This window comes from Herminiimonas sp. GW821-FHT09C12, from assembly GCF_059416385.1.
In genome coordinates, this window is sequence record NZ_JBWKPC010000002.1 from 771,155 (window position 1) to 784,484 (window position 13,330).

Annotated in this window: 12 protein-coding genes; 5 read left to right on the top strand and 7 right to left on the bottom strand. The window is 52.0% G+C overall.

Annotation, left to right across the window (positions count from 1 at the left end; genetic code table 11):
* Position 1 precedes the first annotated feature (1 nt).
* Positions 2–1,213: a sodium/glutamate symporter gene (gltS, locus tag AC07N2_RS13590; protein WP_494778714.1), complete on the top strand. Its 1,212-nt coding sequence runs from the start codon at positions 2–4 to the stop codon at positions 1,211–1,213.
* Positions 1,214–1,263: 50 nt separating this feature from the next.
* On the opposite strand, the gene AC07N2_RS13595 is transcribed toward gltS, so the two are convergent.
* From AC07N2_RS13595 to dsdA, 5 genes are all read right to left on the bottom strand, one after another.
* Positions 1,264–1,629, bottom strand: a complete 366-nt coding sequence (locus AC07N2_RS13595; protein ID WP_494778715.1) for a response regulator — start codon at positions 1,627–1,629, stop codon at positions 1,264–1,266.
* 18 nt (positions 1,630–1,647) lie between these two features.
* The gene (locus AC07N2_RS13600) at positions 1,648–2,199 is read right to left on the bottom strand and encodes a hypothetical protein (protein ID WP_494778716.1); all 552 of its coding nucleotides are present in this window, start codon (positions 2,197–2,199) and stop codon (positions 1,648–1,650) included.
* A gap of 6 nt (positions 2,200–2,205) precedes the next feature.
* A complete protein-coding gene (locus AC07N2_RS13605; RefSeq protein ID WP_494778717.1) occupies positions 2,206–2,928 on the bottom strand; it encodes a methyl-accepting chemotaxis protein in 723 nt (240 codons plus the stop codon).
* 78 nt (positions 2,929–3,006) lie between these two features.
* Positions 3,007–5,433, bottom strand: a complete 2,427-nt coding sequence (locus tag AC07N2_RS13610) for an ATP-binding protein (protein WP_494778718.1) — start codon at positions 5,431–5,433, stop codon at positions 3,007–3,009.
* Positions 5,434–5,787: 354 nt separating this feature from the next.
* Entirely contained in the window at positions 5,788–7,104 is a 1,317-nt protein-coding gene (gene dsdA, locus AC07N2_RS13615; protein WP_494778719.1) for a D-serine ammonia-lyase, read from the bottom strand.
* Positions 7,105–7,216: 112 nt separating this feature from the next.
* On the opposite strand from dsdA, the gene AC07N2_RS13620 reads away from it, so the two are divergent.
* The 4 genes from AC07N2_RS13620 (at position 7,217) to AC07N2_RS13635 (ending at position 10,951) form a co-directional block, all read left to right on the top strand.
* A complete protein-coding gene (locus AC07N2_RS13620) occupies positions 7,217–8,152 on the top strand; it encodes a LysR substrate-binding domain-containing protein (protein ID WP_494778720.1) in 936 nt (311 codons plus the stop codon).
* Between the two features lie 219 nt (positions 8,153–8,371).
* Positions 8,372–8,668: an ArsR/SmtB family transcription factor gene (locus AC07N2_RS13625; protein ID WP_076591425.1), complete on the top strand. Its 297-nt coding sequence runs from the start codon at positions 8,372–8,374 to the stop codon at positions 8,666–8,668.
* 24 nt (positions 8,669–8,692) lie between these two features.
* Positions 8,693–9,865 (top strand): MFS transporter, encoded by a 1,173-nt coding sequence (locus tag AC07N2_RS13630; RefSeq protein WP_494778721.1) that lies wholly within the window; start codon positions 8,693–8,695, stop codon positions 9,863–9,865.
* Between the two features lie 27 nt (positions 9,866–9,892).
* Positions 9,893–10,951 carry an alkene reductase gene (locus AC07N2_RS13635; RefSeq protein WP_494778722.1) on the top strand — a complete coding sequence of 353 codons (1,059 nt, stop codon included), beginning with the start codon at positions 9,893–9,895 and terminating at the stop codon, positions 10,949–10,951.
* On the opposite strand, the gene AC07N2_RS13640 is transcribed toward AC07N2_RS13635, so the two are convergent.
* The gene (locus tag AC07N2_RS13640) at positions 10,933–11,313 is read right to left on the bottom strand and encodes a GNAT family N-acetyltransferase (RefSeq protein ID WP_494778723.1); all 381 of its coding nucleotides are present in this window, start codon (positions 11,311–11,313) and stop codon (positions 10,933–10,935) included. The two genes, AC07N2_RS13635 and AC07N2_RS13640, sit on opposite strands and share 19 nt — an antisense overlap.
* Before the next feature lie 87 nt (positions 11,314–11,400).
* Positions 11,401–13,326: a sensor histidine kinase gene (locus tag AC07N2_RS13645; RefSeq protein WP_494778724.1), complete on the bottom strand. Its 1,926-nt coding sequence runs from the start codon at positions 13,324–13,326 to the stop codon at positions 11,401–11,403.
* Positions 13,327–13,330: the final 4 nt, after the last annotated feature.

Genomic DNA, 13,330 nt, shown 5'->3' on the forward strand with positions numbered 1-13,330 from the left:
CATGATTAGTTTCGACGTTCTGGAAACGCTGGTGGCAGCATCGCTGGTGTTGTTATTGGGACGCAAGTTGGTCTCGTCTTCTTCCTTCCTCAAAACCTATAGTATTCCCGAGCCGGTAGTCGGCGGCCTGCTGGTCGCCTTGCTGCTATTTGCGCTACGCGGTTTCTCAAATGTACAAGTGCAGTTCGACGGTGGCTTGCAAGGGCCGCTTATGCTGGCTTTCTTTGCCACCATAGGTTTGAATGCCAATCTCGCCAGCTTGAAAGCCGGTGGTCGCACGCTAGCCTTGTTCCTGGCGGTGGTGCTGGGCTTGCTGGTCGCGCAAAATATCATCGGCATTAGCATGGCGAAAATCATGGGACTTGATCCCCTGATCGGTCTGCTCGGCGCATCCATTTCTCTTTCTGGCGGTCACGGTACCGGCGCCGCTTGGGGCAAGGTATTTGCGGAGCGACATGGCTTGGCAGCAGCGACCGAAATCGCCATCGCTTGCGCTACTTTTGGTTTGGTGTTGGGCGGCTTGGTTGGTGGGCCGGTGGCAGGCTTCCTCGTAAAACGCTTCAAGTTGCAAGCAACTGCAGATGCACAAGCAAGCGATGACGAGGTGCAGCAGAGCTTTGAACAACCGAAAGCGGTGCAACTGATTACGCCACAGGCCTTCATAGAAGCACTTGCCTTGATTGCGGTGAGTCTTTCTGCTGGTAGCACGATTGCGAATTACTTGAACGGCACGGCTTTTGAGCTGCCGACTTTTGTTTGCGTACTGTTTGTTGGCGTCTTGCTGAGCAATGGTTTGTCGCTGCTGGTCGGTTACAAAATTTTCGAACGTGCGATTCAAGTGCTGGGTAATGTCAGTTTGTCGCTGTTCCTGGCAATGGCGCTGATGAGCTTGCGTTTGTGGGATTTGGCGTCGCTGGCTTTACCGGTGTTGTTGATCCTGACAGTGCAGGCAGTGGCGATGGCCGCTTATGCAGCTTTTGTGACGTTCCGCGTGATGGGTTCAAATTACGATGCTGCCGTGCTGGCAGCCGGGCATTGCGGTTTTGGTTTGGGTGCGACGCCGACGGCGATTGCCAACATGCAGGCGGTGACAGGGCGCTTCGGACCGTCACATGTGGCTTTTCTGGTGGTACCTATGGTTAGCGCATTCTTTATCGACATCGCGAATGCGCTCGTCATCAAACTATTCCTGGCACTGCCGATTTATAACTGACGATGCTGCGGAATCACGCTGGGGTAGCGCCCCAGTGTGGTGATGAAAAATTAAGCGACCAGCTTCTTGAAAGTAGCGAGCACGGCATCGCCCTTGAACGGTTTGACGATCCAACCCTTGATGCCGGCAGCCTTGCCGCGTTCCTTCATCAGTGGTGAATTTTCGGTAGTCAGCATGATGATGTTGACACTCGCATTGCCGAGTTCGCTGCGGATTTTTTCCGCCATCGTCAGGCCATCCATATTCGGCATATTCACGTCGGAGATTACGAGCTTGATGCTGCTATCACTCTTTAATTTGGCCAAGCCATCGCGACCGTCCACGGCGAGGATGACGTCCAGATCATTCTTCTTCAAAAAATCGCCCACTTCATTGCGTACGGTGGCGGAATCGTCGACTACCAGTATTTGTGCCATGTTTTTCTTTTCGTTTAATTAAAATAATTCAAGTTCGCCGGTATTGGCGTTTTCTTCATCTTCTGTCACTTCAAAATCCAGATCGGCATACGCACTGACGCACAAGCTGACGTGAAAGAGCGGGGCGCCATCGACACCAACTGCAAAATGTTGAACGTGGCTGCAATTGAGCATCTGTATGTAACTCATGCACTGCCCATCGATGAAGTTGGGCGTGGACATGCCTATATGCGGGAAGAAGACGCCCAGCTCACGATTCAGAATGCCGCAGCAAAGATTGCCGTATTCCGCAAGCGCATCGTGGAAGGATTGCTGATTCATTTCTTCTACTTGCATGCCATTCATGCGTGCCATGTATTCCATGGTGGTGGCATCAGCCTTGAAATGGATCATCACCATCAAGCGGAACAGATAGGAAGAAACGGTGAGGACGACGGATTCCTGTCCTTCGATTCCCGTTACGTCGCTGGTGATGCCGATGTCGCAGTTTTCTATCGAGCCGGGCAGGCTGGCTTTTAGCGAGCGTATGAGTAAGTGGTCAAAACCGTCTTGTGCTTGTGTGCTGATCATGATGCTTTACGTGGTGAGGGCTTCTTTGGTTTTGTCGTTGGCCAGATTCAGCCCGATGACGGCACTGATGATCATCTTGCCGCCAGCCTGCAAATCCTGAAATGTCGTGGTGGTGATCAGATCGTTTTCATGCAGATTGCTGCGGTAGCTCTTGGATAATTTTTCTGCACGCTGTGCCAGTGAACGTACTTCGGAAGCAACCACGGCAAAGCCGCGACCGTGTTCACCGGCACGCGCTGCTTCAATGGAAGCGTTGAGGGCGACGATGATGACCTGATTAACGATCAGCGCGAACTCATCGTTCTTCACACGCATTTCACGGTTGTGCTTGATCAACATGCCCATATCGTCATGCCAGCGCTCAAAGGTTTTGATCAAGCCCATCAGACGCGTGATGGTATCGGCGGCGCGTTCGCAATTTTCTACGGCGACTGCATTGCTGTCGGCATTGCGATCCGACAAGCTCTTGATCAGTTGCTCATGTTCTTCCTGCAGTTGTGAGAGCTGATCCTGATTCAACAGTTTTTCCTGCTCCAGCAAATCCTGATGCTGCTCCATCTTTTGCTGCATATCCTGCATCACGTTTTGCAAATCCTGCTCGAGCGCCTGCGCTTGTGCAATATCAACCATGCCGGACAGACGCTGTCTCAGTTTTTTGATGCGCCATTGCTGGACGATGCCGCAACACAGCAGACCGAGTGCGAAAAAAATAATGGAGTTAATGAGCATGATGAAAATCGATTCTCTGTTCAGTTGTTCAAATGCAGTGATTCAAATGCACTAAGTCTTTATTGAATGCCGGCATGTTCAAGCAACCTGACTATCGTGATCGTCGGAAGAAGGCGCTACGTCGCTGTGTTCCGATAATGGTTTCTGCAAGAGCTCTTGCAGCAGATCGTCGTCGGCTGCATCAGCTTTGACAGCAAATGCTGCCGGCAGTGAAACGATGATGCTGAACTGGCGGAAATCTGCACCCACGGCATTGTCATCAAAGCGGATATCAATGTTGCCATTTTCGCGAGTCACAAAAGCCAGTACTGCATCCATACCGACACCACGTCCGGACACATCCGTGATCTTGTCAGCGGTGGAGAAACCGGCTTGCAGGATCAGACGCGCTGCTTCCAGATCGTCTAATTGTTCCGGTGCATCGCTGAGACCTTTTTCAGCGGCTATCTTGCGGATACGATTCAGTGCCAGACCGCGACCGTCATCACGCAATGAAATCTGCAGCATTTGATCGACCTGACGCATGTGCAGGCTGATCTTGCCGGCTTCCGGCTTGCCTTGTGCTACACGTACTTCTGGTGTTTCCAGACCATGATCCATGGAGTTGCGTATCAGGTGCATGAAGACATTTTTCAGCAAGCCGCTAATCTGGTTATGGATGACGTAGCCGCCATCCTTGATGCTGATCGTCGGTGCTTTCTTGCCCAGTTCTTGTGCCAGTGCCGGCATCGATTCGATGACGCCTGCCAGTGTTTCATCGATGCGTTCGGTACCTAGCAGACGCAAGGTGCGACGCACTGCATTGCGAACTGCGACCAGTTCATGCAGGTTGGCGGTATTCACGGTTTCGAGTCTGTGCAGGCTTTCCTGAATATGCTTCTTGTCTATCATCAAGTGGCTATCGACCTTGCCACCGCGGCCTGGACCTTGACGGCTCAGGCTGACTTCATTGATGCGTGCATAACGTTCGACCGCAGCGCGCACGCCAGCCAGTTCATCCAGCAGCAGGGCTTGATCCCACGCACGGCCGCTGTTCGGATCGCGTAATTCTTCGTAATGCTGTTCGGCTTCATGCACTATATCGGCCAGATGCAACAAGCCGTAGGTGCGGCCATTGCCCTTGATGGTGTGCATATTGCGGAACAGTTTGGCAACGGCAAAGGCACTGACTTCGCTGTTGTGACGTATCACGTGTTCATTTTCATCGATGAACTTGAGTGAGCTGGTGATGAATTCGTGGAATTTATCCTGGCTGACGGCGAGGATTTCGCCAATGATTTCCAGTTCACGTTTTTGCTCATTCGCTTCTGCTGCCAGCTGGCGCAGTTCGGTCACATCGCGCACGCACAGCATCAGGCGCACGATCATGTCGTTTTCATCGACAATCGGCGACCAGCTGAGGTCGAGGATTTTGACGCGGCCATCGGCCATGCGTTTTTCGATTTCGCCCACCATCAAATGCTGGTTGAACTCGAAGTTCATCAAGTCTTCGCCTATGCACGCGCCGCCGATTGCTTCCATTTGCGCCAATGTATCTGCGCCCAAATTGGTATCGGCAAAGACGAAATCCATGATGTCGCGACCAACGATGTCTTTGCTTTCAAAGACGGTTTCCAGATATGCCGAATATTCCGGATGAATCTTGTTGCCATCGACGATGGTCAAGATACCTTGCGGGATGTTTTGCAGCATGGTCTGGATGTCTGCTGTTTTTTGACGAACCAGTGCAGACGCTTCCTGAATTTTTTCCAGCATGCCGTTAAAGGCTTTGATCGAATGGCCGACTTCATCCATGCGCGCGATAGGCACGCGGCGTGTAAAGTCCTGGCTCGCTGCGATCTCGCTCATCATTTTTTGCATGTGGCTGATCGGGCCGGTGATCTGGCGATACAGCAGGAAGCCGATGGCGGCGAGGAAGAAGACGGCGAAGATGGTAACGACTGTAATCGCGGTCGTGGTAGTCGCCAGATTTTCATTCAATGCTGCAATCGCGACGTCTTTGCTACGGTTTTTTTCGATCCTGAGCGTATCGATGATCTGTTCCAGTTCCTGCTGGAACTGCACTACATTGCCGAACAGGGAAGCTTTAGCGATTTCGTCTTTACCAGCGAGCTTGAGCTTCATCGTGCTGTCGATGGCATCGAAGTAATTGACCAGACTTTCCTTCGCCTGTTCGACCAGCCCGCGCTGCGTTGGGCTATCGACCTGCGCTAATTGCAGATCGAGTGCTTTTTCCAGTATGGCTTTCTTGCCGGTCAATTTCTCGTTGTTCTGTATCGCGATTTGTTCGTCCGGTTCCGACACGATGGCCATAGCCGATAACTGCACTTCTTTAAGTTGCGCAACCAGATCGGATGACGCGAGCGTGCTGGGTACGACGCCTTCGGTCACCGTCCTTACTTCCACCGCGCTACCGCGCGATTGGAATACGGCATAGCCACCAATCAGCGAAATGGCAATGAAGGTGAAGATGACGAGGAGGGTGATACGTAGGCGAATAGTCATGGCAGGAATTCCCATTAGATGTAAAGAGCAAGAGCCTCAGGTAGCACGCTCAGGTAATGGCGACCTCGACAGGCGATGCGGACTTTCAGTTGCTGGACGGAATTGTTGCACTGGAGCATGACAAGTTCATGACAACAAGTCGTCTAGTAATGCTTTACATGCAATTGCCTGGCTTTGAGAAATGAAGATGTGCCGTAGGCGCGATCTAATTTTTAGAGGGACGTAGGATGGGAACTGATAGCTAAGTGGCTACTTTTTCAGATGCTAGATCTGAGAAGATGTTTTGTCAGATGTTGGGCGTTCGCTTCATCCGAACGCTCAACATCTGACTGAGGGCAGTGAGCAGTATTGTTGTCAATACTGAGTTGCGATGGATAGGAAGCGACGGTGTTCTTCCGGAGGAACCAGCGAACCACCTGTCGTCCAGATGACATGTGTTGCATCGTTCAGGTGATGCTCCAAGCCATGTTGGCGCAAATAGGCGCGGCCAGCATCGCTATTTATTAGCCAGTCAGGTCCACACACACTAGCTGCAGCAGAAGGTTCAAGCGCGATATCCTCTGTACGCAACACTTGCAGCAACTGCGTGTACAACTGCTTGTCACTTACTGTGAATACGCCAGATAACTGTGCCGCCATTAAAGGACTAACAAGAGGCGATGCCTGACCGACAGCCAAGCCATCGGCCTCGGTAATATTGTCTAGACCTATGTCGTAAACCGAAAGCGGAGTGTTTTGTTGCGACGCCAATTGCACCAGCATGCAAGGTGATGCGACTGGTTCGGCGAAGAAGCAGTGCACATGCTCACCGAACAAGGCTTTAAGTCCGAAGGTAATGCCGCCGGGCGCGCCGCCAACACCGCAGGGTATATAGACGAAGAGTGGATGAGTGGCGTCGACAGTACGTTCCGCAGCATTTAGTTGTGCAGCGAAGTGTCGCGCGGCGGCGGCATAGCCAAGAAACAGCATGAGCGAATGTTCATCATCAACAAAGTAGCCATACGGATCGGCTTGCGATTGTGCTCGTCCTGCGGCCACGGCTGCTGCGTAATCTCCATCGTGTTCGACAACCTGAACGCCTCGCAGACGCAGACGATCTTTTTTCCAGGCTTTGGCATCGGTAGACATGTGGACGACAGCTTTGAAACCCAATGCAGCTGCCATCACGCCTATGCTCAATCCCAGATTGCCAGTGCTGCCAACCGTGACGGTATGGCGAGCGAACAAAGTGCGTGCCGCTTCGGACGCGAGTTGCAGACGACCACCATCAGGAAGAAGCAAGCCATGCTCGATGGCAATCGATTCTGCCAGCGCGAGGATTTCATGGAATCCGCCACGCGCCTTGATGGAGCCGGCGATGGGTAAAGCATGATCAGCTTTGATGAACCAGTTGCCAGTGCGTTCGGGATCGTCGCTTATCGTTTGCTGTAATTGAGGTGTGGCGATTAATTCAGATTCAATCCGACCAGCACTGGCTTTCAACTCAGGAAAAAGGACTGCCATTAGTCCCGCGCAGCGTGCGAGTCGTGCCTCGGCTTCGGCCACATCGGCAATGCTGAGAGCATCTTTGGGGAGCGAACTGTCCAAGCCAGGATTAAGCCACAGCAAGGGTGTACGTGACTGTAGCTGTGCTAATAGGTCGGGTGGAAAATTTTTCAGTATAGAATTCATGGAGGGTAATCGTGTAGCGATAATTTATCTGTATCAGGCAGCAATCCTAAGGCTATAAGCCTATTCTGAAAAACGATATTTACTACTTCTGTCATTAGCTATACTAATTCGAATGCAACTTAACCCATCTATACTCACCAGCCTGCGCTGCTTTGAAGTGGCAGCGCGTCTGCTTAATTTCACCAAGGCCGCACAAGCGCTTAATCTTACTCAGAGCGCCGTCAGCCAGCAGATTCGGCATCTTGAGGAAAATCTCGGTTATCCGCTATTCGTACGTCGGCATCGAAGTCTGATTCTGACCGATAAGGGACAGGTGTTGTTTGAATGTGCGAGCAGAACTTTTCTTGATATAGAACAAACGCTCAGACGCCTGGAACCATCGGATGCGCCCTTGCAAGTCAATTGCCTGCCATCCTTTGCGCTGCAATGGTTGATGCCTCGTCTGAGTGATTTCCAGCACCTGCACCCAGCAATTGCAGTGCGACTCAAAGCAGAGTTCCAGACCCTGGATTTGCATGCGATGCAGACCGATGATATTGACGTGGCGATACGCTTCGATCCGGGGCAATACGGCAATCTGAAAGCAGAGCGGATACTTGATGAATATTTGATGCCGGTAGCGACACCGAAGTATCTCTCAGAACATTCAGCATTTGCCGCAGGGCAGTCGCTTCAAGGCGTGACCTTGTTGCATGATGCAACGCCATGGGGTGGGGCGCCGGAGTTTGTTGAGTGGCGCACATGGATGGAAACGGAGCGTCCGGATTGGGTAACTGAATTAGGCGGAATACAGTTCAATCTGGCGAGTTTGGCCATAGGCGCTGCACTCAATCACCAAGGCGTCGCCATGGCACGTACTGCGTTGGTACTCGACGAAATCAAAAGCGGTCGGCTGGTGAATGTATTCGGCCGTTTGGCACCGTCCCCGGCGCACTATATGTTGTTGACGCAGCGCGCAGATGATCGTCGTACGGCGGTGTTTTCTCTATGGTTAAGAGAGGAATGTCATCGCTTCAACAATGAGCGTCGACAGCTGTTATCGATATAAATGCTTGATTGATATCGAAATTAAGCAATTAACTGCAATTTTGTATTTCGAATTACCCAGTGCCAACCGGCGTATCTCTTCAATTTCCCCTCTGTAAGTACCGTGAAATGGCGTGTCCTGCACGTTAAATTTATATATCGTATAATGACGATATTAAATTTCAAGAAAGGCGATATTTGTTTCGCCTTTTAACGAAAAGCAAACAAAAGGACAACCACCATGGACATAGATGCTATCCACAAGGCGCTGGCCAATCCGGTACGCAGGCAGATATTGAACTGGCTGAAGTCGCCTGGAGAGTATTTTGCCGAGCAGGAGCACCCGCTGGATTTCGGCGTGTGCTGCGGCATGATCGACAAGCGCAGTGGTTTGTCGCAATCGACTATTTCCGCCCATCTGGCAACTTTGCAGGCGGCGGAACTCATCGTGCCTAGACGCATCGGTCAATGGGTTTTCTTCAAACGTAATGAAGCCACGATTCAAGCCTTTCTCGATTCGATACACGGCGATCTGTAAAACCCTTATTCAAAGAAAGACTGTATGCCCTTAGCTTTACTTATATTGGCGCTGAGCGCTTTTGCCATAGGCACCACCGAATTCGTGATCATGGGCTTGCTACCTGATGTGGCGCGCAGTTTGTCAGTATCGATTCCTAGCGCTGGTTGGCTGATCAGCGGTTATGCATTGGGCGTTGCCATCGGTGCGCCGATCATGGCGGTGGCGACGGCTTCCTTGCCGCGCAAACGTGCCTTGTTGTTATTGATGGGAATTTTCATCGTCGGCAACGTCCTGTGTGCAGTGGCGACTGATTACAACTTCTTGATGGTGGCGCGCATTATCACAGCGCTGTGTCATGGCGCATTCTTTGGTATCGGTTCTGTGGTGGCTGCGAGTCTAGTGCCGGAGAATAAAAAAGCATCAGCAGTTGCACTGATGTTCACCGGTTTGACCTTGGCGAATGTACTCGGCGTGCCGCTGGGTACCGCACTCGGTCAAGTCGCTGGTTGGCAGATGCCATTCTGGGTAGTTGCTGTTCTCGGCGTGTTGTCGCTGATCGGTTTGTGGCGTGTGATGCCGAGCGGGCACGATGAAGAAAAAACAGATCTGCGTGCAGAAATCGGTCAGTTGCGTAATGCCGGTTTGTGGGCTGCATTGTCAACCACGATGTTGTTCTCTGCCGCGACCTTCGCTCTGTTTACTTACGTTGCTCCTTTGCTGGAAGACGTGACACATCTGTCGCCACAAGGCATTACCTGGACCTTGTTTTTGATCGGCCTTGGTTTGACGGTTGGCAATTACATCGGTGGTCGTTTGGCTGACTGGAGCTTGGGTACTGCGTTGACGGGAATTTTCATCGTATTGGCAATCGTCAGTTCCATCGTGCGTTGGACCAGTCCGAGTTTGATTCCAGTAGAGATCAACCTTTTCCTGTGGGCGATGGTGTCCTTCGCTGCGGTTCCAGGTTTGCAGGTCAACGTGATGATATTTGGCAAAGCTGCTCCTAACCTGGCAGCGACATTGAATATCGGTGCATTTAATTTAGGTAATGCACTTGGTGCATGGGTCGGCGGTTCTGTCATCAGTGCCGGCCTTGGATTGCAAGCAGTACCGTTGGCAGCAGGTGCACTCGCGCTGACGGCAGTTTTGGCAATGCGCGTATCACTGCGCCTTGCTCGCGATGAAGTACCGGCGGGTGCCGCTGCTGTCGCTTGAATTAAAAATTTTTCTGGAAAGAACATCATGACGAATCATTTATTTACCCCAATTAAAGTTGGCGACATTACTCTTCCTAACCGCGTGATCATGGCGCCTTTGACGCGTTCGCGTGCAGTTGGTGTTGGTCGCGTACCGAATGACCTGATGGTCGAATACTATGTGCAGCGCGCATCTGCAGGTTTGATCCTGACTGAAGCGACTGCAGTCACGCCACAAGGTGTTGGTTATGCCGATACGCCAGGTATCTGGTCGGACGAGCAAGTCGCAGGCTGGAAAAAAGTAACGGATGCAGTGCATAAGGCGGGTGGTCTCATTTCTCTGCAACTATGGCATGTGGGTCGCATTTCGCATCCTATGTTTCTGAATGGCGATTTGCCGGTTGCACCAAGTGCGATCAAACCTGCCGGGCACGTCAGCATCGTGCGTCCGCAAGTGGAATATGTGACGCCACGCGCGTTGGAGCTGGATGAGATTCCAGGCATCGTCGCTGCGTATCGCAAGGGTGCAGAAAACGCCAAGCTGGCCGGTTTCGACGGTGTAGAAGTACACGGTGCCAATGGCTACCTGCTGGATCAGTTCCTGCAAAGCAGCACCAATCAGCGTACCGATATTTACGGCGGTTCGATAGAAAATCGCGCGCGTCTGATGCTGGAAGTAGTCGATACATGTATCGAAGTGTGGGGCGCTGGACGTGTAGGTTTACATCTGGCACCGCGCGGTGACTCGCACGATTTGAGTGATGCTACTCCGGCAGAAACTTTCGGCTACGTTGCTGCCGAAATGGGTAAACGCGGTATCGCTTTCATTTGCGCACGTGAATCGCTGGGTGAAAATCGCCTAGGCCCGCAATTGAAAAAAGCTTTCGGCGGCGTCTATATCGCCAATGAAAAAATGACGAAAGAGATTGCCGAGAATGTGATCGCGACTGGTGAAGCGGATGCGGTTGCCTTCGGCAAACTGTTCATCTCGAATCCTGATTTGCCACGCCGCTTGAAAGACGATGCACCGTTGAATCCGACGCGTCCAGAAACTTTCTATAGCGGCAACGCAGAAGGCTATACGGATTATCCAGCTCTAGCCTGATCGTTTATGTACGCATCCGACTCGTCATGAGCGGATGCGTCATCTCCCTGCAAGCCGATGCCGAAAATGCGTCGGCTTTCTTTTGTCACCAACGCGTGATGTTGCGGATGCTTGCGTAAGTAATGCACAAGGAAGCCGCAGACAGGCACGATGCGTTTGTTCTGACTCCGCACATATTCCATAGCCTGATTCGCCAACAGCAAGCCAAATCCCTGACCGGCAAGCGCGGGCACTACTTCCGTGTGCATGATCATGCAGATCTGATCAAATACGTAATAGTCGATGAAGCCGATCAGACGGCCATCGTCTATCCATTCGTAGCGCTGGAGGACAGCTTCTTCAGATTCGGGGAGATGTTTCATGGCGTCAGAATAAATCAATTGCGTGGATCGTGTCTCCTCATACTACAGGTGAGGGGCAGTGATTGATGCTGCTGTGAGCGCTATTGTTTATGCTGCACGTTCCAGCGGGAGCCATAGAATAAATCGTGTTCCGCCCGATCCAGATTGCCAAGAAACTATACCGTCAACTGCACTCGCGCGTCGCTGTTGGTTATGCAAACCGCGTCCTGCTGCACTGCTCATTGCTTTATCAATATCAAAACCTTGACCATTGTCTTCTATGCTGACCGTTACGCCGTTGGCATCTATTGCTGTGCCAACCCGAATTTGATTGGCGCTGGTATGACGCAAAATGTTGGCTATGCTTTCTTGCACGATACGGAGAATGTGCAGCGCGCTGGTAGGGTCAAGCCATGTCAATGTCGGTAGTTCTCGTACTTCCCACTGCAATGTAATGCCGGTATTTTCCAGACGAGGCTCCAGTCGGAAGCGTAGCGTCGCCAGCAGGAGCAGCAAGTCAGCTTCGACCGGTTCCATTGAGTCTATGGTCAGTTTCAAATCATCCAGACAATCCTTGAGAATTTGCGAGATATTCAAATCACTGACATCACCTTGTTCAACTGAACGGATCGCACTGATCAGTGATGAACCTAAACCATCGTGCATATCCTGCATCAGGCGTTGACGTTCGTCACTGATCGTCCGTCGGAACTCTGCTTCACGCAAGCGCTGATGACTAAGCTCCAGTTCGGCTTCACGTGCTTGCAAACGTTGCGCCAGATTGGCGTTGGCCTGTTCTACTTCGCCAATCGCATTAATGTAGCGCCGATACATCAATATGCCGAACACGCTGAAGCAGATCGCATTGGTATAGGCACCCAGATACCAGCCTTCCGGACTGATGAAATTGTTTTGCAGCAGCCAGTCATCCACGCCGAACAAGGTGCAAACGAGAATGCCAATCGCCACCAATCGTCCTTCAGTTGAAACGCGCCAGGCGTTGATGCCGCCTACCAGGCCAGCGGCAGCTCCCATCACAGCTGCGACAAGGTAAATCAAAGGCGTGACCTTGGGCGTGTTAGGCAAGACGGCCAGCACTGGTAGCGTGAGTACGCCTATCAGTATGGTTGCAGTGACGAGCGCACGCGTCAGCCAGATGAGCGGACGCCCGTGTAGCTGGCGCAGGAAGAAATGTACTGCAGTGACCAGCCAGAACAGGGCGTTGACCGTCAACCAGGCGAACCAGTCGTTGGCGATTGGCAGGTCCGTATAAAAATGCAGGCCGCGTAAAAAGGCTGTGGCGGCGAGGTTGAAGAACAGCAGATAACTGATTTCATGACGTCGCCGCATCCAGACAAATAGCGCGAACACGCCAACGGCCATGAATGCTGTACTGAGCATCGCCGGCAATTCCTGTTGCAACCATAAGCGCAAGTGGTAACGCGCATAGAGAGATTCGGACGGACCGACCCACAGTGACGATAGGGCGACCTGGGTATGCGCCGTATGTTCTAGTCGGATCAGAATTTCGCGAAGAGGGGCGCTGTCGTCAGATCGGTTCAGCTCCACCCACAGCGGTGTGCGGCTGCTATTCCACAAAGGACCATTCTGCTGCGCTCTATGTACTAGATGACCATTTACATACACGGCGATGGTGCCGTCGGTTCGCACGCGGCTGGCATATAAGGCCAAGGTTTGTTGATTGGTTGCGATATTTGGAAGCTGCAATCTGAACCAAGTCGTTCGACTACCGACTGATGCGCGGGCACCATCAGCTTGTTTCAACAGAGCGACTGGCAGTGCGAAAGGCAACGTAACCGTTTGCCAGTTTGATGGCAGAGTCTGGCTATCGATATCGGCAGGAGTGGATGGGCTAAAACCGTTTGCATCGATGACTTGCCACTGTACTTGTTGCAGCTTGAGGTCGGCATCCGATTTGCCGTAGCCACCCATCGAAAATGCGCCGACCAGAGCAAGCAAGATCACAGAAAATATCAGCAGAAGCGCTGACAGCAATGCCGAGAGTCTGTTCATTGTT

What these genes read in the sequence shown, in the direction of transcription:
- AC07N2_RS13600 (WP_494778716.1), bottom strand. Translation starts at nt 2,199, where the DNA reads ATGATCAGCACACAAGCACAAGACGGTTTTGACCACTTACTCATACGC.
- AC07N2_RS13640 (WP_494778723.1), bottom strand. Translation starts at nt 11,313, where the DNA reads ATGAAACATCTCCCCGAATCTGAAGAAGCTGTCCTCCAGCGCTACGAA.
- gltS (WP_494778714.1), top strand. Translation starts at nt 2, where the DNA reads ATGATTAGTTTCGACGTTCTGGAAACGCTGGTGGCAGCATCGCTGGTG.
- AC07N2_RS13645 (WP_494778724.1), bottom strand. Translation starts at nt 13,326, where the DNA reads ATGAACAGACTCTCGGCATTGCTGTCAGCGCTTCTGCTGATATTTTCT.
- AC07N2_RS13610 (WP_494778718.1), bottom strand. Translation starts at nt 5,433, where the DNA reads ATGACTATTCGCCTACGTATCACCCTCCTCGTCATCTTCACCTTCATT.
- AC07N2_RS13620 (WP_494778720.1), top strand. Translation starts at nt 7,217, where the DNA reads ATGCAACTTAACCCATCTATACTCACCAGCCTGCGCTGCTTTGAAGTG.
- AC07N2_RS13630 (WP_494778721.1), top strand. Translation starts at nt 8,693, where the DNA reads ATGCCCTTAGCTTTACTTATATTGGCGCTGAGCGCTTTTGCCATAGGC.
- AC07N2_RS13635 (WP_494778722.1), top strand. Translation starts at nt 9,893, where the DNA reads ATGACGAATCATTTATTTACCCCAATTAAAGTTGGCGACATTACTCTT.
- AC07N2_RS13605 (WP_494778717.1), bottom strand. Translation starts at nt 2,928, where the DNA reads ATGCTCATTAACTCCATTATTTTTTTCGCACTCGGTCTGCTGTGTTGC.
- AC07N2_RS13595 (WP_494778715.1), bottom strand. Translation starts at nt 1,629, where the DNA reads ATGGCACAAATACTGGTAGTCGACGATTCCGCCACCGTACGCAATGAA.
- AC07N2_RS13625 (WP_076591425.1), top strand. Translation starts at nt 8,372, where the DNA reads ATGGACATAGATGCTATCCACAAGGCGCTGGCCAATCCGGTACGCAGG.
- dsdA (WP_494778719.1), bottom strand. Translation starts at nt 7,104, where the DNA reads ATGAATTCTATACTGAAAAATTTTCCACCCGACCTATTAGCACAGCTA.